This window comes from Streptomyces sp. GESEQ-35, assembly GCF_017948485.1.
GTDB lineage: Bacteria > Actinomycetota > Actinomycetes > Streptomycetales > Streptomycetaceae > Streptomyces.
Genome location: NZ_JAFFSX010000033.1, coordinates 112030 through 134511, shown reverse-complemented (window position 1 = coordinate 134511; position 22482 = coordinate 112030). Strand labels below are relative to the sequence as shown.

Below are 22482 nucleotides of genomic sequence, written 5' to 3'. Positions count from 1 at the left end.
TGGCCGTGCGGCGCCCGCCCGCCCCCCCGCGCCCCCGCGGGGGGAGGGGGGGGGGGAGGGGGGGGGGGGGAGGCGGGGCGGGGGGGGGGCCGGGGAGGGGGGGGGGGGGCGCCCGGGCGGGGCCCGCCCGCCCCAGAAGTGCTCTCGCGCAAGTATCAGTAAGGCCAGATCGGCGGGTCGCTCACGAAGTGGCCGCCGAGGTAGGCGTGTGCCACGTTCTCCGGGTCCAGCTCGCCCTGCTCGGCGATGAGCTTCTCGGCGTACGGCTCGGAGTCGTCCTGCGGCGTGTAGCCGAGCGCTCGCGCGGTGGTCAGGTCCCACCACAGCCGGGTGTTGGCCGAGGAGCCGTAGACCACGGTGTGGCCGACGTGCTCGGCGGTCAGGGCGGCGTGGAAGAGACGGGCGCCGTCGGCCGGGCTCATCCAGATCGAGAGCATGCGCACGCTGGTCGGCTCGGCGAAGCAGGAGCCGATGCGCACGGAGACGGTCTCCAGGCCGTGCTTGTCCCAGTAGAACTGGGCGAGGTCCTCACCGAAGGACTTGGACAGGCCGTAGAAGGTGTCCGGGCGGCGCGGGGTGTCGATCGGGATCAGCGGGTCTTCGCCCTGGGGGCGGGGTGTGAAGCCCACCGCGTGGTTGGAGGAGGCGAAGACGACGCGCCGGACGCCCTCCTGGTGGGCGGCTTCGTACAGGTTGTACGTTCCCTCGATGTTCGCCCTGAGGATGTTCTCGAACGGGGCTTCCAGGGAGATGCCCGCGAGATGGATGATCGCGTCGACGCCCCGGACGGCCTCGCGCACGGCGTCCTTGTCGGCGAGGTCGGCGACGATCGCGTCCGGCTCGCCCTCGATCGGGCGCAGATCGAGCAGACGGAGTGTGTAGCCGTAGTCCGGGAGCAGCTCCCGCATCAGGGTGCCGAGCCCGCCGGCGGCACCGGTGAGCAGAAGGGTGCGGGGGGCTGGCATCCTCGGTTCTCCTTGAGTCCAGGGCCGTATGCATGCACGGTATTCACATTCATGGACAAGTTAAGGATCGGCGACCTTGCTCGTCAAGGGTGGCGCAGCCATCGTTCATAACCATAAACTCTGATCAGAACCCTGCATGCAGCCGTCCTCGTTTTAGGGAGCGCCAGTGTCGCCAGCCCCCCTTGCCGCACGCCTGAGCATCCCCAGCGGGCCGTTGTTCTTCCCCGTCACCGCCTACGGTCCCGATGGCTCGGTCGACCTCGACGTCTACCGCACCCATGTCCGCCGGGGAGTCGAGGCCGGGGCCGCCGCCGTGTTCGCCTGCTGCGGCACCGGGGAGTTCCACGCGCTCACGCCGGAGGAGTTCGAGGTCTGTGTGCGCACGGCCGTCGAGGCGACCGAGGGGCGCGTCCCGGTCGTCGCGGGCGCGGGATACGGCACCGCACTCGCCGTGCGGTACGCGCGTCTCGCGGCGGCGGCCGGGGCGGACGGGCTGCTCGCCATGCCGCCGTACCTCGTCGTCGCCGGCCAGGAAGGGCTGTTGTGCCACTACCGGGAGGTGGCGGCCGCGACCGCGCTGCCCGTGATCGTCTACCAGCGCGACAACGCCGTGTTCACCCCGGAGACGGTCGTCGAACTGGCCCGCACGGACGGGATCATCGGGTTCAAGGACGGGCTCGGCGACCTGGACCTCATGCAGCGCATCGTGAGTGCCGTCCGCACCGAGATCCCCGGCGACTTCCTCTACTTCAACGGACTGCCGACCGCCGAGCAGACCCAGCTCGCCTACCGCGGCATCGGCATCACCCTCTACTCCTCCGCCGTCTTCTGCTTCGTCCCGGAGCTCGCCCTCGCCTTCCACCGGGCGCTCGGCTCGGGCGACGACGCCACCGCGCACCGGCTGCTGGACGGCTTCTACCGGCCGTTCGTCGACCTGCGCGCCCAGGGCCGCGGATACGCCGTCGCGCTGGTCAAGGCGGGCGTACGGTTGCGGGGGCTCGACGTCGGACCGGTACGGTCACCGCTGCACGAACCGGCCGAGGAACATGTCAAGCAGCTGGCCGAACTCATCGACCGGGGCTACGAGTTGCTGAAGGAGGACGTGTGAAGGCGTCGGCATTCGTCTACCCCTGGGACGTCAACGGCGACCCGGAGGCCGCCGGGCGGATCGCCGCCCTCGGCGTGCGGCAGGTGACCCTGGCGGCCGCCTACCACTCCACCCGCGCCCTCACCCCCCGCCACCCGCACCGCCGCATCGTCACCGCCGAGCACGCCGCCGTGCTCTACCCGACGGACGACCGGTGGGAGGGGCGGGAGCTGCGCCCGTACGCGGCCGGTGACTGGGCCCCCGGGGACGCCTACGGTGAGGCGGCCGCCGCGCTCGCGGACGCCGGCCTGGAGGTGCACACCTGGGTCGTCCTCGCCCACAACTCCCGGCTGGGCGCCGAGCATCCGGACACGTCGGTCGTCAACGCCTACGGCGACCGCTACCCGTGGGCGCCCTGCATCGCCCAGCTCGCCACGCGCGCGTACCTGATCGACCTGGCCGCCGAGGCGGCGGTACGGCCCGGCGCGCGCGGCACCGAACTGGAGTCCCTCGGCTGGTACGGGCTCCAGCACCTGCACGCCCACGACAAGACCGGCGGAGTGCCGCTCGGCGACGCCGGGATGTACCTGATGGCGCTCTGCTTCTGCCCCGCGTGCCGGGAGGGGTACGGCGAGCAGGGCCTGGACGCCGACGCGCTCGCCGCCGCCGTACGGGACGCGCTGGAGCCGCTGTGGCGGGGGGCGCCGGAGGACGGGGGCTGGGCAGGCGTCGAGCAGCTGCTCGGGTCCGAGACGGCGGCGGCCACGCGCGCGTGGCGTGACGAAACCGCCCGCACGCTCCAGGAGGCGGCGGTGCGCGCGGTCCGTGCGGCTGCCCCCGACGGCTTCCAGATCCTGCTGCACGCCGACCCCGTGACGTACCACGTCGGCGCCAACGCCGGCGTCGACCCCGACCACATCCTCTCCGTCGCGGACGGCGTGGTCGTGCCGTGCGCGGGCGGACCGGCCCTGCTGACGCCGTTTGCGGAAGCCCGGCAGGGCGCGGTGCTCGCCGCGAACCTCCCCGTCGTCTCCGGCATGGGCGGCAGCCCGGGCACCCTGGCCGCGGACGCCGCGCGGGCGCGCGACCTCGGGGCGACGGAACTGCGGCTGTATCACGCCGGGTTGGCATCGGACGGCGATCTGGAGGCGGTGCGCTCGCTGCTCACCACGAGCTGAGCCGTCGCCACCGGTGTCCGCCCGGCGGGAACCCGTCGGAAGCTGTCGGCAATACCCCTGGGGCCGGCCTGGCGGCGGCTCTGGCGCCGGGATCATGAGGACCGGCGCCGTCTCAACGCCGTGATGGTGGGCGGGACGGGCGCCGCGTATCTGAGCGGGGGAGGGCTGGGCGGCTGGGAGTTCGCGTTCACCGCGGTCGCCACGTATGTCGCCTACCGGGGTCTGGACTCCTGGACCTTCATCGGCATCGGCCGGCTTCTGCACACCGTGTGGGATGTCGTGGGCTGTGCGATCTGCGATCCGGTGATCGCGCTGTGGTGCCCGGGCGGCGGGCGGACGCCGCGGGAGCTGGTCCGGGCGGTGCGCGTCGAGCGCGTCGGCAGCTTGGAGACGGGCGTGCGATGAGTTTCCGGGGCGCGGACGGTCCACACTTCAGGACCCCGGGAACCTGAGGTCCCTGGAACCGTGAGGAGCAGCCATGACCGACGACGCGATCCTGGACCTCGGACCGCAGGCCCGTGTGCTGGCGCGGCTCGCCGACGGCGTGAGCGAGGCGCAGCTCGCCGGCGAGACGCCGTGCCCGGAGTACGCGGTGCGCAACGTGCTGGGGCATCTGGCCGGGCTGGCGGCCGCCTTCCGTGACGCCGGCCGCAAGAGCCTCGGCCCGACCACGGACACCGACCCGGGCGGCTCCCTGCCGGACGTCGGCCCCGGCTGGCGCGAGGAGATGCCCAAGGTCCTCGACGAACTCGCCGACGCCTGGCGCGACCCGGCCGCCTTGACCGGCATGACCCGCGCGGGCGGCTTCGACATGCCCGGCGCGGTCGCCTGTGCCGTCGCCGTCGACGAACTGGTCATCCACGGCTGGGACCTGGCCCGGGCCACCGGTCAGCCGTACAGCCCCGACCCCGCCGCGCTCCAGGCGTCGTACGACTTCCTCCTCGCCGCCGCCGACGATCCCAGCCGGGGCGGGGGCATCTTCGGCCCGGTCGTCCCGGTACCCGACGACGCGTCCCTGCTGGACCGGACGGTGGGGCTCAGCGGGCGGGACCCCGGGTGGACGCCCAAGGGGTGAGCCGCGTCCTCAACTGACGTCGGGCAACGCCGACTTCTTTTGTCAGAAGCATTGACGAAACACAGCGCCCCTCCTACTTTCAACGCGTCGTACTTCGTACGTCATATATGAGACGCGATATGTGAGATCCGAGAGGCGCGCATGACCTCTGTGCCCACGCCGATCCCCTCCCGCACGCAGTATGTGCAGGAGGAGATCAAACGCCGCATCCTCACCGGGCAGTTGACGCCCGGCCAGGCCCTGGTCGAGACCGAGCTCGCCGCGCAGTTCGGGGTGTCGAAGACCCCGGTGCGGGAGGCGCTGAAGACCCTGGCTGGGACCGGGCTCGTCGTGATGAACCAGTACAAGGGCGTCACGGTGCGCATGGTGGACGCGGACATGGCACGCGAGGTCTACGACGTGCGCCTGCTGCTGGAGCCCGAGGCGCTGAAGCGGGCGGTGCGGCGCGGCGCATCGCTCGATGCCGCGCGCGCCGCGCTGACCCGCGCCGACGCGGCCGGCGACACCGCCGAACGCTCCCTGGCCAACCGCGAGTTCCACCGCGCCCTGTATCTGCCGTGCGGCAACCCGCTGCTCGGCCGGATGCTCGACGAGGTCCGCGACCAGGCCGCCCTGGTCTCCGCCGTCGCCTGGGCGGCCTCGCCCTCCTGGGAGCGGGAGGCCGGTGAGCACGAGGAGATTCTGCGGCTTGCCCTGGACGGCGACGCGGACGGTGCGGCGAGCGCCCTCCACGCGCACATCGCGTCGTTCGTGCAACGGGCCTTCCCTGGGGCCCAGGACGAGGTCCAGGCAGCGGAAGGCGCGGAATGAGCAGCGTGATGTTCGAGGCCCAGCGGGCGGCTCTGGCCGACGTGGTGGCGATCCCGGTGACCCCGTTCGCCGAGGACGGCAGCGTCGACCAGGACAGCCACCGGGCCCTGCTGCGTCGGCTGCTCGACGCCGGCGTCAACATCGTCACGCCCAACGGGAACACGGGCGAGTTCTACGCCCTGACCCCCCAGGAGCGGCAGCTCGTCACGGAGTTGACCATCGACGAGGCGGGCGAGCGGGCCGCCGTCCTCGTCGGGGTCGGGCACGACGTACCCACGGCCGCCGCCTCCGCGCGCCACGCCCGTGAGCTCGGCGCCCAGATGGTGATGGTCCACCAGCCCGTCCACCCTTACGTCTCCCAGGCCGGCTGGGTCGACTACCACCGGGCCATCGCCGAGGCCGTGCCCGAGCTGGGCGTCGTCCCGTACATCCGCAACGCCCAGCTGAGCGGCGCACGGCTGGCCGAACTCGCCGACTCCTGCCCGAACGTCATCGGCGTGAAGTACGCCGTCCAGGACGCCGCGAAGTTCGCCGCCTTCGCCCGCGACGCGGGCCTGGAGCGCTTCGTCTGGATCGCCGGTCTCGCCGAGCCGTACGCCCCCTCGTACTTCTCCGCGGGCGCCACCGGCTTCACCTCGGGGCTCGTGAACGTCGCCCCGTCCGTTTCGCTGAATATGATCGAAGCGCTTCGATCCGGCGACTACCCGGCCGCCATGAAGGTCTGGGAGCAGATCCGCCGCTTCGAGGAACTGCGCGCCGCCAACGGCTCCGCGAACAACGTCACCGTCGTCAAGGAAGCCCTCGCCTCGCTCGGCCTGTGCCGCCGCGACGTCCGCCCGCCGAGCAAGCCGCTGCCGGAGGACGAACGCGCCGAGGTCGCCGCCATAGCCGCCGGGTGGTCGACATGACCGACAAGAAGCGTCCCGAGGACCTCAGAAGCCATCAGTGGTTCGGCAGCGGCGTCTCGTCGGGCCTGCGCTCCTTCAGCCATCGCGCCCGCACCCGCCAGCTCGGCTACCTCCCCGAGGAGCACCTCGGCAAGCCGGTCATCGCGATCCTCAACACCTGGTCCGACATCAATCCATGTCATGCGCATCTCAGAGATCGTGCGCAGGCCGTCAAAAGGGGCGTCTGGCAGGCCGGCGGCTTCCCGCTGGAATTCCCGGTCTCCACGCTCTCCGAGACCTTCCAGAAGCCGACCCCCATGCTCTACCGCAACATGCTCGCGATGGAGACCGAGGAACTGCTGCGCTCCTACCCGGTCGACGGAGCCGTGCTCATGGGCGGCTGCGACAAGTCCACGCCCGCGCTGCTGATGGGCGCGGCTTCGGTGGACCTGCCGGCCGTCTTCGTTCCCGCCGGTCCCATGCTGCCGGGCCACTGGCGGGGCGAAGTCCTCGGTTCCGGCACCGACATGTGGAAGTACTGGGACGACAGGCGCGCCGGCCTCATCGGCGACTGCGAGATGACCGAGCTGGAGAGCGGCCTGGCGCGCTCGCCCGGCCACTGCATGACGATGGGTACGGCGTCCACGCTGACGGCCGCCGCCGAGGCGCTCGGGGTGACGGTTCCCGGCGCGTCCAGCATCCCCGCCGTCGACTCCGGCCACGACCGGATGGCCGCCGCGGCGGGCCTCAGGATCGTCGAACTGGTCCACAAGGACCGCAAGTTGAGCGACATCCTCACCGCCGGCGCCTTCGACGACGCCGTGACGACCGTCCTCGGCCTCGGCGGCTCCACCAACGCCGTGATCCATCTGATCGCCATGGCCGGACGGGCCGGCGTCCGCCTCACCCTCGACGACTTCGACCGCATCGCCCGCACCGTCCCGGTGCTGGCCAACGTGCGGCCCGGCGGACGGACGTACCTCATGGAGGACTTCCACTTCGCCGGCGGCCTGCCCGGGTTCCTCTCCCGGATCCCGGATCTGCTCCACCTGGACCGGCCGACGGTCTCGTACGACACCTTGCGGGAGCAACTAAAGGGCGCCCAAGTCCACAACGACGACGTCATTCGCCCGCGGGACAACCCGGTCGCGAGCGAAGGCGGGGTCGCCGTCCTGCGCGGCAACCTCTGCCCCGACGGCGCCGTCATCAAGCACATCTCCGCCGAGCCCCACCTGCTCAAGCACACCGGCCCCGCGGTCGTCTTCGACGACTACAGGACGATGCAACGGACCATCAACGACCAGGCCCTGAACATCACCGCCGACAGCGTGCTCGTGCTGCGCAACGCCGGGCCCAAGGGCGGTCCGGGCATGCCGGAGTACGGGATGCTGCCGCTGCCCGACGACCTGCTCAAGCAGGGCGTACGGGACATGGTGCGGATCTCCGACGCCCGGATGAGCGGCACGAGTTACGGCGCGTGTGTGCTCCACGTGGCGCCGGAGTCGTACGTCGGCGGGCCGCTCGCGCTGGTGCGCACGGGCGACTCGATCACTCTGGACGTCGAGGCAAGGACGCTCCGACTCAACGTGGACGACGAGGAGTTGGAGCTGCGCAGGGCGGCGTGGACGCCGCCGCCCGTGCGGTACGAGCGCGGATACGGCGCGCTCTACAACGAACAGATCACCCAGGCGGACACCGGCTGCGACTTCGAGTTCCTCGCGCGGCCGGGCAAGGTGCAGGACCCGTACGCGGGCTGAACCATCCTCGGCCGCACAGCACTTCGGCCGACATCTCGAACGTTGATCGGCAAGCGCTTCACCCGCACGAGCAAACGTAACCGAACGGAGAACAGTCATGGCCCAAGCCGCAGCCGTGGCGAAACCGCCCGCGCCACCGAGGCGGCGCCGTGCCTCCGCCACCCCGCGCAGGCTGCCGTACCTGCTGATCGCCCCGGCAGCCGTGCTGATGCTCGGCTTCATCGCCTACCCGGTGCTCAGCGTCTTCTACTACAGCCTCCAGAACTACAACCCCACCAAACCCTGGCGGAACGGCTACGCGGGCTTCGACAACTTCGTCCACGCCTTCACCGAGGACCCGGTCTTCTGGGACACGCTGGTCTTCAGCGCGAAGTGGGTGGTCGTCGAGGTCGGGCTTCAGCTGCTGTTCGGTCTTGCGCTGGCGCTGATCGTCAACCAGACGTTCGTCGGGCGGGGGCTCGGCCGCGCGATGGTGTTCTCGCCGTGGGCCGTCTCCGGTGTGCTGACCTCCGCGATCTGGGTCCTGCTCTACAACTCCCAGACGGGCATCACCCGTTACCTCGCGGACTTGGGGCTCGGCTCCTACGGCACCAGCTGGCTGTCGGACACCTCCACCGTGTTCCCGGCGGCGATCGTCGCGGACCTGTGGCGCGGCGTGCCCTTCTTCGCGATCCTCATCCTCGCCGACCTCCAGTCCGTCTCCAGGGACCTGTACGAGGCGGCCGAGGTCGACGGGGCGAGCCGGCTGAAGCAGTTCTGGCACATCACGCTGCCCCATCTGAAGGACGCGATCATCCTGTCCACGCTGCTGCGCGCGGTGTGGGAGTTCAACAACGTCGACCTGCTCTACACGCTCACCGGCGGCGGACCGGCCGGCGAGACCACGACACTCCCGCTCTACATCGCCAACACCAGCGTCGACGCCCACAACTTCGGCTATGCGTCGGCCCTGACCACGGTCGCGTTCGTGATCCTGCTCTTCTGCTCGATGGTCTATCTGCGGCTGAGCAAGTTCGGAGGTGAGGACAAGTGAGCACCACCCAAGAGGCCACCGCGGTCGCGCCGGCCGCGCGCCGCCCGGGCCCCGAGCCGCAGCGTCCGGCGAAGCACCGCCGCGCCTGGGACGAGGCCCCGCGCTGGCAGATCTACCTCCCGCTGGGGATCTACCTGATCTTCACCCTGATCCCCTTCTACTGGATCCTGCTCTTCGCGCTCCGCCCGGCCGGCTCCACCTCGCTGGTGCCCTGGCCGATGACCTTCGACCACTTCGAGAAGGTGTGGACGGACCGGGCCTTCGGCACCTACTTCCAGAACAGCGTGCTCGTCGGCGTCGCGACCCTGCTGATGACGACGCTCGTCGCGCTGGCCGGCGGATACGCCCTCGCCCGGTTCGACTTCAAGATCAAGCGGGCCTTCATGCTGGGGCTGCTGTGCTCCCAGTTCGTGCCGGGCGCGCTGCTCCTGGTGCCGCTGTTCGAGATCTTCGCCGAACTACAGATGATCAACTCGCTGGGCAGCGTCATCCTCGCGGAGACGGTCTTCCAGCTACCCCTGTCGATCATCCTCATCAGCAACTTCATCAAGAACGTGCCGTACTCCCTGGAGGAGGCCGCCTGGGTCGACGGCTGCAACAGGATGACCGCCTTCCGGATCGTCGTCCTGCCGCTGCTGCGCCCCGGTCTGATCGCCGTCGGCTCCTTCGCCTTCGTGCACTCCTGGAACCACTTCCTGTTCGCCCTGATGTTCCTCAACAACCAGGACAAGCAGACCATCCCCGTCGGCCTCAACACCCTGATGAGCGCGGACAGCGTCGACCTCGGCGCGCTCGCCGCGGGCGGCATCATCGCGGCCGTACCCGTGGTGATCGTGTTCGCCTTCATCCAGAAGTGGCTGATCACCGGCTTCAGCGCGGGGGCGGTGAAGGGATGAGACTCCGTCAGATCATGGCTGTCACAGCCCTGTTGGGTGTGCTCTGCGTCCCCGCCCACGCCGAGGCCCGTGACATCAGCCGCGACACCCTGGCCCCGAACGACGGCTGGGCGGCGTACGGCACCGGCACCACGGGAGGCAGCAGGGCCGACGAGGCCCACGTCTTCACCGTCACCGACCGCGCCGAACTGGTCCGCGCCCTCGCCGGCGGCAGCGACACCCCGAAGATCATCAGGATCGCCGGGACGATCGACGCCAACACGGACGACGACGGCGACCACCTGGACTGCGCCGACTACGCCACCGACGGCTACAGCCCGAGGAAGTACCTGTCCGCGTACGACCCCCGCACCTGGGGTGCGGCGAAACCGAGCGGCCCGCAGGAAGACGCCCGCCAGGCGTCCGCGGCGCGGCAGGCCGAACACGTCGTCCTGAACGTCGGCTCCAACACGACGATCGTCGGGCTCGAAGGCGCCGTCCTGAAAGGCGCAAGCCTCCAGATCAAGAACGCCGAGAACGTCATCGTCCGCAACCTCGAACTCCGCGACGCCTACGACTGCTTCCCCGTCTGGCAGCCCAACACCGGCGGCCTCGGCGACTGGAAGACGGCGTACGACAACCTGTGGCTGACCGGCGCCACCCACGTCTGGATCGACCACATCACGGCGAGCGACAAGGGCCACCCCGACGCCGCGGAACCCACCTACTTCGCCCGCAACTACCTGCGCCACGACGGACTGCTGGACATCACCAACGGCTCCGACCTGGTCACCGTCTCCTGGAGCCGGTTCGCCGACCACGACAAGGCGATGCTGATCGGCAGCAGTGACTCGGCGACGGGCGATCGCGGCAAGCTCCGGGTGACCCTGCACCACAACGAGTTCGAGTCCGTCGTCCAGCGCGCACCGCGCGTCCGCTTCGGCCAGGTGCACCTCTACAACAACCGGTACATCGCGAAGGACGACTACCGGTACTCGCTGGGCATCTCCACCGAGTCCGCCGTCCACGCCGAGAACAACGCCTTCCACACCCCCGGCCACATCGAGGCCGCCGACCTCGTGAAGAGCTGGAACGGCAGCGCCCTGCACCAGACCGGCACCCTGTTCAACGACTATCCGGTCGACCTGCTGGCCATCCACAACGCCTACAACTCCGGCAGCGAACGCGACCTCACGGCCGACGTCGGCTGGACACCTACCCTGCACACAAAGATCGACAGCGCTGAACGGGCCGACCGAGAGGTGGCACGCGGCGCGGGCGCAGGGAGGATCCCATGAACGTAGACATCGTCCTGGCGGGCGCGCGCGGGCACGGCCGCTGGCACGTCGAGAACATTCGCCGGCTCCAGGACAAGGGGCTGGTACGACTGGTCGGCATCTGCGAGCTGACACCGCTGACCGAGGAGGAGTTCGGCGGGGAACTGCCCGCGCAGTCCGCCGACTTCGGCGCCCTTCTCGACTCCACCGGCGCGCAGGTCGCCGTGGTCTGCACGCCGATCCCGACCCACACCGACCTCGCCCTGACGGCCGCCGAGCGGGGTGTGCACCTGCTGCTGGAGAAGCCGCCGGCCCCGTCGTACGCCGAGTTCCGCCGGATGGCCGACGGGGTCGCCCGGGCGGGGGTCGCCTGCCAGATCGGCTTCCAGTCGATGGGCTCGCACGCGGTGCCGGTGATCCGTGAGCTGATCGCCGAGGGCGCGATCGGGGAGCCGGCCGGCATCGGCGGAGCCGGGGCCTGGGCCCGCGCCGAGGCGTACTTCCGGCGCGCGCCGTGGGCGGGCAAGCGGCGCCTGAACGGCGTGGACGTGATCGACGGTGCGCTGACCAACCCGCTCGCGCACGCCGTCGCCACCGCCCTCGCGCTGAACGGCACGACACGCGCCGAGGACGTCACCGACGTCGAGACCGAGCTGCTGCGTGCCAACGACATCGAGTCCGACGACACCTCCTGCGTCCGCGTCACCACCGCCCACGGCCACTCGGTCACCGTCGCCGCGACCCTGTGCGCCGAGCACCCCGGCGAGCCGTACGTCCTCGTGCACGGCACCCGTGGCCGCATCACCTTCTGGTACAAGCAGGACCGCGTACTGCTCCAGCGCGCCGACCACGGCCCGGAGGAGACCGAGTACGCCCGCACGGACCTGCTGGAGAACCTCGTCGACCACCTCACCACCGGCGCCGAGCTGTTGTCCGCGCCGGACTCGACGGGCGCCTTCATGAAGGTCGTTGAAGCGATTCGACTGGCCCCCGACCCGGAACCACTGCCGCAGGAGGCCTGGCACCTCCTCCCGGACGAGGGCCGCCGCGTGATCCCCGGCGTCGACGGACTCGTGGCGGCCGCAGCCGACACCCTCTCCCTCTACTCCGAGCTGGGCGCCCCCTGGGCCTTTCCCCAAGTGCGCCCGAAAGAGGTGAGCACATGATGACGACCACCGACTCGCCGGTCCTGCGCGTCGCGGGCCGCCCGGTCGCCCGCTACATCACGCGGCCCGAGCTGCCCGCCCGGCTCTCCCCGCGCCCGTATCTGCACCCCGTCACCACCCTGGCCGGCACGGCGGTCACCGAGCTGAGCCCCGCCGACCACACACACCACCTCGGCGTCGGTGTCGCCGTTCCCGACGTCGAGGGGCACAACTTCTGGGGCGGACGCACCTACGTCCGTGACCAGGGCCCCACCGAGCTGGACAACCATGGAGCCCAGCGGCACACCACCTTCCAGCTCCGCGACCCCGACGGCTTCGTCGAGGAACTGCGCTGGGTGGCTGCGGGAGTCGAGCTGCTGCGCGAGCGCCGTACGGTGGCGGCCACCGAACTCACCGACTCCGCCTGGGCGTTGGACTTCACCTTCTCCGTCACCAACGTCACCTCCGCCCCCCTGTCGATCGGCAGCCCGGCCACCAACGGCCGCCCGGGTGCGGCATACGGCGGCTTCTTCTGGCGGGCCCGAAAAGAGGCGACCGCACCGGACGTCTTCACCGCCGGTACCGAGGGCGAGGCGCGGATCCACGGCACCCGGGCCGACTGGCTCGCCCTGACGGGCAGCACCTGGACGCTCGTCCTCGCCGGTGCCACGGACGACACCCGACGCGACCCGTGGTTCGTGCGCACCGCCGAATACCCGGGCGTGGGTTCGTCGTTGGCGTACGACGAGCGACTGCCGATCGAGCCGGGGGACACCGTCGTACGGCGCATCGTGACCGTCGTCGCCGACGGTCGTCTCGGCCGGGACGAGGCCGCCGCACTGGTCCGGAAGGCGGTGAACCAGTGACGTACACCAACCCGATCCTCAACGCCGACTGGTCCGACCCGGACGTGGTCCGGGTGGGCGACGACTTCTACCTCACGGCCTCCAGCTTCGGCCGCGCACCGGGCCTGCCCCTGCTCCACTCCCGCGACCTGGTCAACTGGACCCTGGTCGGCCACGCCCTCAACCGCCTCGAACCGGCGGCCGAGTTCAGATCCCCCCGCCACGACTGCGGAGTCTGGGCCCCTTCCTTACGTCACCACGACGACCGCTTCTGGATCTTCTGGGGCGACCCCGACCAGGGCATCCAGCAGATCAACGCCCCCGAGATCCGCGGGCCCTGGACCCGCCCCCGCCTCCTCAAGGCCGGCAAGGGCCTGATCGACCCCTGCCCCCTCTGGGACGACGAGACCGGCGAGGCCTACCTGATCCACGCCTGGGCCAAGTCCCGCTCCGGCGTCAAGAACCGCCTCACCGGCCACCGTATGCACCCTGACGGGACGTCCCTTCTCGACGAGGGCAAGGTGATCGTCGACGGCGACCGCATCCCCGGCTGGTTCACCCTCGAAGGGCCCAAGCTCTACCGGCACGACGGCTGGTTCTGGATCCTCGCCCCCGCCGGGGGAGTGGAGACCGGCTGGCAGGGCGCGTTCCGCTCGCGCGGATTCTTCGGGCCGTACGAGGAGCGGATCGTCCTTGAGCAGAAGGACACCGACGTCAACGGGCCGCACCAGGGCGGCTGGGTGCGCACCCCGTCCGGCGAGGACTGGTTCGTGCACTTCCAGCAGCGCGGCGCGTACGGCAGGGTCGTCCACCTCCAGCCGATGCGCTGGGGCCCGGACGGCTGGCCGGTTCTCGGCGACGACGGCGCCCCCGTCGCCGTACACACGCGGCCGGACCTGCCGCGGCAGCCGACCGCCGCGCCCGCCACCGACGACGACTTCCCCGGCGGACGCTTCGGCCGCCAGTGGTCATGGACCGCCAACCCGCAGGACGGCTGGGCCACCCAGCACTCCGGCGACGGCCTCCGCCTCACCTGCGTCCGCTCGGCCGACATGTACGACCTGCGCAAACTGCCGAACGTCCTCACCCAGCGGCTGCCCGGGACGCCGTGTGCGGTGGAGGTCGGGTTACGGCTGCACAGCGAGGATGCGGGGGCACGGGCCGGGCTCACGGTCCTCGGCGACGCGTTCAGCTGGATCGGGCTTCAGCGGGGCGCCGACGGGGCGGTCCATCTGGTCCACCGGTTCGCCGAGGCCGTGGCGGACAAGGAACGGGACGCCGCCCATCCGAGGCTCGCCCCGGAGGGCCGGGCACGGCTGCGGATCGAGATCGGGTCCGGGGCGCGCTGCCGCTTCTCGTACGACATCGGCGACGGCTGGACGTCCTCCGGTCCCGTCTTCGCCGCCACCCCCTGGCGCTGGGTCGGCGCCCTGCTCGGACTGTTCGCGCTCGCGCCCGTCGGCGGGGGACACGCCGGCGCTGCGACCTTCACGCACTTCCGGATCAGCCCTCTTTAACTCACTTCACCTGTACGCCTGTTGGGAGCCGCAATGACGCACTTCCCTAGCAAGCGCTTGCCCCACTCGTCGAGACCGGGGTACGGCCTGGTTCTGGCCGCGGTCCTGGGCCTGGTCGCAGCCCTGTGTCTCGGGGCCGTCGGGGAGGCCAAGGCAGCCCCGACCCCGGTGTCCCGCTGGAGCGACCGGCTGCACGGCTTCGCCTCGCTCGCCGGCGGTACGTCCGGTGGCGCCGGCGGCAGGGTCGTCACCGTCACCGACCAGGCATCGCTGATGCAGTACGCGGCCGCCGAGGAGCCGTACGTCATCCGGGTCCAGGGCACGATCACCGCCGAGCCGTTCGGCGCGAACATCGAGGTCGCCTCGGACAAGACGATCGTCGGGGCCGGCGCGAGCGGCGAGCTGGTGCAGGGCGAGTTCCATCTCAGCCCCGGCACCCACAACGTGATCATCCGCAACATGACGATCCGCGACTCGGCGATCGAGGGCAACTGGGACTGCAAGGACACCGACTTCGACGGCATCCAGATGGACACCGTCCACCACGTGTGGGTCGACCACAACCGCTTCTCGCACATCTGCGACGGACAGCTCGACGTCCGCAAGGACAGCGAGTACGTGACCGTCTCCTACAACCGGTTCGAGAACAACAACAAGACGCTCGGGCTCGGTTGGACGACCGACGTCAAGACGCAGATCACCATCGACCACAACTGGTTCGCCCACACCAAGCAGCGCAACCCGTCCGTCGACAACGCCGCCTACGCGCACCTCTACAACAACTACCTCACGGCGCAGGAGGATCCCGGCGACCCGGTGTGGACGTACGGGAACTGGTCGCGCGGCAAGACCAGGATGGTCATCGAGAACTCCTACTACAAGGACGTCCAGCACCCCTACCAGGCCGATGCCACCGCCGAGTTGGTGCAGCGCGGCTCGATCCTCAAGAACACCACCGGGCGGCACGACGAGTGGGGTGCGGCCTTCGACCCTCGGGACTTCTACGACTACCGGCTCGATCCGGCCGCCGCCGTGCCCGCGATCGTGCAGCGGTTCTCCGGGCCGCAGGAGTGGATCTCCTCGGCGAGCAGCCACTGACCCCCACAACTTCATGTCTCCGCTGGATCCAGAAGAAGAGAGCCGATCAATGAAGATCAGTATCCGCAGAAGCAGGCGCGCCGCCACCGCCGTTGCCCTCGGGTCCGTCCTCGCGCTGACCGCCACCGCCTGCGGTGACGACGGCAGCGGGGCGGGCGGTGACAAGGGCTCGGAAGGCAGCGGCAAGGGCAAGGTCCTGTTCTGGGACAACAACGGCGGTGTCCGCACCGACATCTGGAAAGAGATCATCGCCGACTTCGAGAAGGCGAACCCGGACATCGACGTCGAGTACGTCGGCATCGCCTCCACCGAGTACCAGTCCAAAGTCGACACCGCCCTCCAGGGCGGCGGCCTGCCCGACGTCGGCGGCGTCGGCGCGGCCATGCTCGCCGGGTTCTCCGCGCAGGGCGCGCTGGATCCGCTCGACGACCGGCTCGCCAAGTCGTCCCTGAACGGCAAGCTCAACGAGGACATGGTCGAGTCGCTGAAGGCGGCCGGCGGCCGTGACGACACGCTGTACTCGATCCCGACCTCGGCGAACAACGGCGTCCTGTACTACCGCACCGATCTGTTCAAGGGGGCCGGCCTGGAGGAGCCGCTCACCTGGGAGGCCTTCTACAAGGCCGCGGAGAAGCTCACCGACGCGGGCAAGAACGAGTTCGGGTACACGATTCGTGGTGGCGCCGGGTCCATCGCGCAGGCGCTGGACGCCATGTACGGGCAGTCGGGGATCACGTCCTTCTGGGACGCGAGCGGTGAGAAGACCACCGTCAACGACCCGAAGAACGTGGCGGGGCTGGAGAAGTACGCGGCCCTGTTCAAGAAGGTCACCCCCGCCGCCGACCTCAACAACGACTTCACCAAGATGGTCGCGCAGTGGGACTCCGGCACGATCGGGATGCTGAACCACAACCTCGGGTCGTACCAGGACCATGTGAAGGCGCTGGGGGTCGACAAGTTCCGGGGTATTCCGCAACCGATGGGCTCCGCCGGTGAGCGGGTCCAGGTGTCCAACCCCGTTGACGGGCTGGGGTTGTTCAAGAGTTCCAAGAACAAGGACGCGGCGTGGAAGTTCATCGAGTTCGCCTCCTCGCACGAGGAGAACTCGAAGTTCAACAAGTCTGCCGGGCAGGTGCCGGCGAACACGGATGCGGCGAAGGACTCGTGGATTTCTGAGGCCGAGCCTACGAAGTTGGCTGCGCAGGCGTTGAGTGATGGGTCCACGTCCATTGTGCAGTTGCCGTACTACCTGCCGGACTGGAACACGATTTCCAAGGCCGACAATGAGCCGAACTTCCAGAAGGTGCTGCTCGGGGACATGAGCGCGAAGGACTTTCTGGACACGATGGCTGAGCAGTTGAATGCGGCTCAGGCGGAGTGGAAGCAGCAGGGTTAATTGGCGGTGCTGGGTTTCGCCGTGGGGCGGTCTGTGGTGTGCAGGCTGCGGGCCGTCCCTGGCTGGTCGCGCAGTTCCCCGCGCCCCTAAGGGGCGTGACCTTGCCCTCTGTTGAAAGGCTCCCCTGTGTTCGTGCGTGCCCGGGTGTTGGAGCCGCGGGACGTACGCCGGATCGACGAGGAGATTCCCGAGGGCTGGATCACCTGGCCGGAGGCTCCGCGTAACCCGACCCCCTGTATCGAGAAAAGAGAGCCGCACAATGAACACATGGAAATGGCATGAGCATGTCATTACAAGGGCCGGTGTGGTTGCCGGGTGTGCCGCACTCGTGCTGGCCACCGTCGGGCCCGGCGCCCAGGCGCAGCCCCGTGACCTGGGTCGACAGACCCTTGGCGGGAACGACGGCTGGGGTGCCCATGGGACCGGGACCAGTGGCGGGGCGGCTGCTGACGCAGAGCATGTCCACACCGTCACCACCTGGGCTGAATTCAAGGACGCGCTGGCGGCCGGCGGTACCGCGCCGAAGATCATCAAGGTCAAGGGGACGATCGACGCCGTGGCCGAAGGGTGCGATGCCTTCGCCGCGGACGGGTACGACTTCGACGCCTATCTGGCGAAGTACTCGCCCGAGAGGTGGGGTCTGGACACCGACCTCAGTGCCGAGCCCGACGACAGTCCGGAGGGGCTGCGGCGCGTGTCCGCCGCGCATCAGTCCGAGGCGATCAAGGTCAGCGTGCCCGCCGACACCACCATCATCGGTGTGGGCAGGAACGCCGGGATCAAGGGCGCCAGCCTCCAGATCACCCGCGTGGACAACGTCATCATCCGGAATCTGACCTTCGAGAGCCCGGTCGACTGCTTCCCGCAGTGGGACCCGACCGACGGCTCCACCGGCAACTGGAACTCCGAGTACGACAGCGCGGTCGTCTACGGCTCCACCCATGTCTGGCTGGACCACAACACCTTCACCGACGGCGAGCACCCCGACAGCGCGGCGCCCACCTACTTCGGCATGCTCTACCAGCAGCACGACGGCGAACTGGACATCGTCCGGGGCGCCGACTACGTCACCGCGTCCTGGAACGTCTTCGCCGACCACGACAAGACGATCCTGGTCGGCAACAGCGACAGCGAGTCGACGGCCGCCGGTGACCGGGGGCACCTGAAGGTGACCTTCCACCACAATCTGTTCTCGGATCTCGTGGAGCGGGCGCCCCGGGTCCGGTTCGGGCAGGTCGACTCCTACAACAACCACTTCGTCGCCGACGACACCTACGCCTACAGCTTCGGCATCGGCAAGGAGTCCCAACTCGTCGCCGAGCACAACGCGTTCACGCTGCCCGACGGAGTCAGCGCGGCCAAGGTGCTGAAGAAGTGGAACGAGGCGCCGGTCACCGCCGCCGGCAACCACGTCAACGGCGTGGCGACCGACCTGATCGCCGTGCACAACGCGGAACTGCCCGGCGAGACCCTCCAGTCCGGCGCCGGGTGGACGCCGACCCTGCGCACCAAGGTCGACCCGGCGCGTGCCGTTCCCGCGATCGTCGATCACCGCGCGGGCGCCGGCCGACTGCGCTGACGTACCGCGAACGGGCCGGGGCGGGCCGTACCCCGCTCCGGCCCGACCGCCCCTCCCTATAGCCGCACCGCGAAGGAGCACCCGCATGCCCTCGCACGTCCCGCTGTCCCGCAGAGCATTCCTCACCGTGAGTGCCGGCACGGGCGCCGCTCTCGCGCCCGTCCCCGCACGGGCCGACGGCAGGCATCGCCCGTTCGGCCGCTACGGTTCACCGGCCGCCCGTCTCACCCCGCAGACCCTGTACGTCGATCCGCAAGGCCGCGGCGACTTCACCTCCGTCCGGCCCGCCGTCGCCGCAGCGAGTGGCAGCGGCTGGACGCTGGTCCTCGCACCGGGCACGTACCGGGAGACAGTCGCCGTCGACGTCACCCGGACGGAGGCGACCTGGATCGGCGCCTCGGAGAACCCCCGGGACGTCGTGATCGTGTACGACAACGCGGCCGGCACTCCCAAGCCCGGCGGTGGCACGTACGGCACCACTGGATCCGCCACCACGACCGTGCAGGCCGACGGCTTCACCGCCCGCTGGATCACCTTCGCCAACGACTGGCTGCGCGCCGACCACCCCGGCGTCTCCGGCACCCAGGCCGTCGCCATCAAGGTCCAGGGCGATCGCTCGGCGTTCCACCACTGCCGGTTCCTCGGCCACCAGGACACCCTGTACGCCGACTCCGTCGCCCTCGGCGTCCTCGCCCGGCAGTACTACTCCCACTGCTATGCCGAGGGCGACGTCGACTTCGTCTTCGGGCGGGCGACGGCCGTCTACGAGCACTGCCACTTCCGGACGCTTGAACGGACCGACCTCGCCGCCGCCCCGTACGGCTTCGTCTTCGCGCCCTCGACAGCGGTCGCGAGCCCGCTCGGACACCTGGCGACCAGGAGCCGGATCAGCAGCGAGGCCCCCGACGCCTACTACAAGCTGGCCCGCCCCTGGGTGCCCAGCTCCGACACCACGGCCCGGCCTTCGCTCGTCGTGCGGGACACGCGGATCGGTCGCGGCATCGACGCGGTCGCGCCCTACACCAACATGTCGGACAGCTACCCGTGGCAGAACCAGCGGTTCGCCGAGTACCGCAACACCGGGCCGGGCTCCGCGATCACCGTCCCCGAGAACCGGCCCCAACTCACCGACACCGAGGCCCAGTTGCACAGCCCAGCGGCCTACCTCGGCGACTGGCGTCCCTGAATGCCACCACCCCTTCCCCGACAGCACGACGAAAGGACCGCACTCCCATGTCTCGTCGTACCGCTCTCACCCTCGCCTCCGCCCTGGCAGTCGGCGCCGGCCTCGCCGTACTCCCCACCCCGGCCCAGGCCGCCACCGTCGTGGTCGACACGTCGGCCGAACCGACCAGCGCCCTCAGCAGCGCCACCGCGGGCACCACCATCCAGGTGCGTGCCGGCACGTACTACCCGACGGCCACCCTCCAGTCGACGGCGAACGGCACCTCGTCCAGCCGCATCAACCTTCAGCCGTACGGCTCCGAGACGGCAAGAACCTCGCCGTGAGCAACGGCGGCGGCTCGGTGAGCAAGGGTTCGTCGGTCGTCTCGGCAGGCAACAACTGGGACTCGGGGATCGCGACCCCGTCCTTCGTCTCCACGAACGCGACGACGACATACAACGCCCGCCAGTCCGACGGCTCGCTGCCCGCGACCACCTTCCTGACCACGGGCAGCACCACCATCGGCGCGACGATGGACTGAGCTACCGTCGTACGGGCTTGATCGACTCCAGGGTCGGCACCACCGGCTTGATGGTGCCGTCGGTCGCGAACTCCATGCGGTCGATGGTCGTCTCCCGGTGCGTGCCGTCCCCGCCCGCCTCACCGGGGCCGCCCAGGGCGAACCGGTGGTAGACGATGTACCAGTCGTCGGTGCCGGGGGTGTTCACCACCGAGTGGTGGCCGGTGCCCTTGATGCCGTACTCGGGGCGCTTGGACAGGATCGTGCCCCGCTTGGTCCACGGGCCGAGCGGGGACGGTCCCGTCGCGTAGGCGACGTGGTAGTTCTCGCTGCGGGTGTCGTCCTCGGACCACATGAAGTAGTACGTCCCCTTGCGCTTGACCACGAAGGAGCCCTCCCGGAAGTTGTCCGGGGTGATGTCCTGCACCTTCGACGGGTCGTACGAGGTCATGTCGTCGTTCAGCGGCACCACGTACCCGTGCCCGTTGCCCCAGTAGAGATACGACGTGCCGTCGTCGTCCGTGAAGACGGCCGGGTCGATCATCTGGCCGCCGAGAGAACCGCCCTTGGCGACGAGGGGTTTGCCGAGGGCGTCCTTGAAGGGGCCTGCGGGGGAGTCCGCGACGGCCACCCCTATCTGCTGCTCGGCGCAGAAGTAGAAGTAGTACTTGCCGTTCTTCTCGGCGATCGCGGGAGCCCAGGCGTTCTTGTCGGCCCAGGAGACATCAGCACCGAGGTCGAGGATCACGCCGTGGTCCTTCCAGTGGACCAGGTCCTTCGACGAGAACGCCTTGAACTGCGTACCGCTCCAGCCCGGGAAGCCGTCCGTCGTCGGATAGATCCAGTAACGGCCGTCCATGTAGCGGATGTCGGGGTCGGCGTACAGCCCCGGCAGCACCGGGCTGCGGGTCGGCACCGCCTCGACGGTCCAGGTTCTGGCCGTTCCGTCCGCCGCCGTCACCTTGTACATCTGCGGTCTGCGGAAGTCCCGGCGCGTACCGGACGGCGGGGTCACCGTCGCGCCGGCGCCGACGGCGAACCTGGGGGCCAAGTGCCGTAGATCCGCAGCGGGTTCCATCGGCAGCACGACCTTGCTTGTCGCCTCCGTGACGACCGCGTACGCCTCCTGGCCCTTCGCCGTGGCGTCCACGACGGACGTCGGTGTGACCGGGTAGGCGGCCAGCAGCCGGTCGTACTCCGCCTGTGTCACGGGAATCACCGTGCCGTGGCGGGGACTCGCGGGGAGCTGGTAGTTCGCGGACATCGTCCACTTGCCCGAGTCGAGGTCGGTGGTCTCGAAGGGGACGTAGCCCCGGCCGCCGTACTCGTCGATGAACAGGTACCACTTCTCCTCGGTGTTCGACTTGAACACCGTCGGGCCCTCACCGCGGTCGATCGAACCGCTGCCGATGCAGTCCGACACGAAGTCGTACGACGTGTCCGTCAGCGTCGTCGACTTCTCGGCGGTGATGAACTTCGAGCAGGGGCTGGAGGAGGTGGGGTCCCGCTCGTCCTTGGTGTAGCGGTAGTAGGTGTCCTGGTGCTGCACGACGGTCGAGTCGATGACCGAGTAGCCGGGGTCGTCCCAGACCTTCGGCTCGCTGAAGGTGCGGAAGTCCTTCGTCGTCGCGTACAGCATCTTGTTGTACGTCGATCCGGTGTGGCCGGGGTCGTCGTCGGCGTACAGCTTGGACGCCCAGAAGACGACGTACTCGCCGAGCGTGTCGTCCCAGTAGGCCTCCGGCGCCCAGGTGTTGCCCGCGCTGTCCGGGGACACCTTCACCAGGCGCTGGTCGGTCCAGTGGACCAGGTCGGTGGACTCCCAGACCATGATGGACTTGCTGCCGTGCCGCTGGACGTCGTCCCAACTGCCGCTGCTGTTCTGGTACATGCGCAGATCGGTGGCGATCAGATAGAACTTGTCGCCCTCGGGGGAGCGGATCACGAACGGATCGCGCAGGCCCTTCTCGCCGATGGTGGAGGTGAGGACGGGTTTGCCCGCGTTCAACTCGCGCCAGTGCAGCGGGTCGTTGCCGCGGCTGAGGGCGTAGCGGATCTGCTCGCCGTCGGCGGTGCCCTCGCCGGTGAAGTAGGCGAAGAGATAGCCGGCGTACTTGGACTGCTGGGTCACGGGTGGTGCTCCGGACTGTGCGGAACTGGGCGGTGCGGCCAGCAGGCCCAGCAGAAGGGCAAGGAACGGGATCAGGAACGTGCGGGCGGAACGGCGTCTCTGGCGTCGCATGACACATCCTGTGTGACTGTGGGGGTTTCTG

At 69.7% G+C, this 22482-nt stretch carries 19 protein-coding genes and 1 pseudogene; 18 read left to right on the top strand and 2 right to left on the bottom strand.

Annotation, left to right across the window (positions count from 1 at the left end; genetic code table 11):
- Window positions 1-155: 155 nt before the first annotated feature.
- Window positions 156-965, bottom strand: coding sequence for an NAD(P)-dependent oxidoreductase (locus KCH87_RS42370; protein WP_210593274.1), 810 nt, complete (start codon window positions 963-965; stop codon window positions 156-158).
- A 166-nt stretch (window positions 966-1131) separates the two neighbouring features.
- On the opposite strand from KCH87_RS42370, the gene KCH87_RS42365 reads away from it, so the two are divergent.
- From KCH87_RS42365 to KCH87_RS42280, 18 genes and pseudogenes are all read left to right on the top strand, one after another.
- Entirely contained in the window at window positions 1132-2073 is a 942-nt protein-coding gene (locus KCH87_RS42365; protein WP_210593273.1) for a 5-dehydro-4-deoxyglucarate dehydratase, read from the top strand.
- Window positions 2070-3230, top strand: a complete 1161-nt coding sequence (locus KCH87_RS42360; RefSeq protein WP_210593272.1) for a hypothetical protein — start codon at window positions 2070-2072, stop codon at window positions 3228-3230. Before KCH87_RS42365 ends, KCH87_RS42360 begins: the two co-directional genes overlap by 4 nt.
- Before the next feature lie 42 nt (window positions 3231-3272).
- Window positions 3273-3635 carry a DUF6010 family protein gene (locus KCH87_RS42355; protein ID WP_374199098.1) on the top strand — a complete coding sequence of 121 codons (363 nt, stop codon included), beginning with the start codon at window positions 3273-3275 and terminating at the stop codon, window positions 3633-3635.
- A 73-nt stretch (window positions 3636-3708) separates the two neighbouring features.
- Window positions 3709-4305: a TIGR03086 family metal-binding protein gene (locus KCH87_RS42350; protein WP_210593271.1), complete on the top strand. Its 597-nt coding sequence runs from the start codon at window positions 3709-3711 to the stop codon at window positions 4303-4305.
- 141 nt (window positions 4306-4446) lie between these two features.
- Window positions 4447-5115, top strand: coding sequence for a GntR family transcriptional regulator (locus KCH87_RS42345; protein ID WP_210593270.1), 669 nt, complete (start codon window positions 4447-4449; stop codon window positions 5113-5115).
- Window positions 5112-6023, top strand: a complete 912-nt coding sequence (locus KCH87_RS42340) for a dihydrodipicolinate synthase family protein (protein ID WP_210593269.1) — start codon at window positions 5112-5114, stop codon at window positions 6021-6023. Before KCH87_RS42345 ends, KCH87_RS42340 begins: the two co-directional genes overlap by 4 nt.
- Window positions 6020-7759 (top strand): L-arabinonate dehydratase, encoded by a 1740-nt coding sequence (gene araD / locus KCH87_RS42335; protein ID WP_210593268.1) that lies wholly within the window; start codon window positions 6020-6022, stop codon window positions 7757-7759. The genes KCH87_RS42340 and araD overlap by 4 nt, the downstream gene beginning before the upstream one ends.
- A gap of 97 nt (window positions 7760-7856) precedes the next feature.
- Window positions 7857-8792 carry a carbohydrate ABC transporter permease gene (locus KCH87_RS42330; RefSeq protein ID WP_210593267.1) on the top strand — a complete coding sequence of 312 codons (936 nt, stop codon included), beginning with the start codon at window positions 7857-7859 and terminating at the stop codon, window positions 8790-8792.
- A complete protein-coding gene (locus KCH87_RS42325; protein WP_210593266.1) occupies window positions 8789-9688 on the top strand; it encodes a carbohydrate ABC transporter permease in 900 nt (299 codons plus the stop codon). Before KCH87_RS42330 ends, KCH87_RS42325 begins: the two co-directional genes overlap by 4 nt.
- A 14-nt stretch (window positions 9689-9702) precedes the next feature.
- Window positions 9703-10965, top strand: coding sequence for a polysaccharide lyase family 1 protein (locus KCH87_RS42320; RefSeq protein ID WP_247197608.1), 1263 nt, complete (start codon window positions 9703-9705; stop codon window positions 10963-10965).
- Window positions 10962-12110: a Gfo/Idh/MocA family protein gene (locus KCH87_RS42315; protein ID WP_210593264.1), complete on the top strand. Its 1149-nt coding sequence runs from the start codon at window positions 10962-10964 to the stop codon at window positions 12108-12110. Before KCH87_RS42320 ends, KCH87_RS42315 begins: the two co-directional genes overlap by 4 nt.
- Window positions 12110-12955, top strand: a complete 846-nt coding sequence (locus tag KCH87_RS42310) for a PmoA family protein (RefSeq protein WP_210593277.1) — start codon at window positions 12110-12112, stop codon at window positions 12953-12955. The genes KCH87_RS42315 and KCH87_RS42310 overlap by 1 nt, the downstream gene beginning before the upstream one ends.
- Complete coding sequence (locus KCH87_RS42305) at window positions 12952-14451, top strand: glycoside hydrolase 43 family protein (protein ID WP_210593263.1); 1500 nt, start codon at window positions 12952-12954, stop codon at window positions 14449-14451. The genes KCH87_RS42310 and KCH87_RS42305 overlap by 4 nt, the downstream gene beginning before the upstream one ends.
- Before the next feature lie 33 nt (window positions 14452-14484).
- Window positions 14485-15549: a polysaccharide lyase family 1 protein gene (locus KCH87_RS42300; protein WP_210593262.1), complete on the top strand. Its 1065-nt coding sequence runs from the start codon at window positions 14485-14487 to the stop codon at window positions 15547-15549.
- Window positions 15550-15598: 49 nt separating this feature from the next.
- Entirely contained in the window at window positions 15599-16945 is a 1347-nt protein-coding gene (locus KCH87_RS42295) for a sugar ABC transporter substrate-binding protein (RefSeq protein WP_210593261.1), read from the top strand.
- A gap of 259 nt (window positions 16946-17204) precedes the next feature.
- Window positions 17205-18524: a polysaccharide lyase family 1 protein gene (locus tag KCH87_RS42290; protein ID WP_210593260.1), complete on the top strand. Its 1320-nt coding sequence runs from the start codon at window positions 17205-17207 to the stop codon at window positions 18522-18524.
- Window positions 18525-18609: 85 nt separating this feature from the next.
- A complete protein-coding gene (locus KCH87_RS42285) occupies window positions 18610-19710 on the top strand; it encodes a pectinesterase family protein (RefSeq protein ID WP_210593259.1) in 1101 nt (366 codons plus the stop codon).
- A 47-nt stretch (window positions 19711-19757) separates the two neighbouring features.
- Window positions 19758-20230, top strand: a pseudogene (locus KCH87_RS42280) (hypothetical protein).
- A 1-nt stretch (window position 20231) separates the two neighbouring features.
- On the opposite strand, the gene KCH87_RS42275 reads toward KCH87_RS42280, so the two are convergent.
- Window positions 20232-22451: a family 43 glycosylhydrolase gene (locus KCH87_RS42275; RefSeq protein ID WP_210593258.1), complete on the bottom strand. Its 2220-nt coding sequence runs from the start codon at window positions 22449-22451 to the stop codon at window positions 20232-20234.
- Between the last annotated feature and the right edge of the window lie 31 nt (window positions 22452-22482).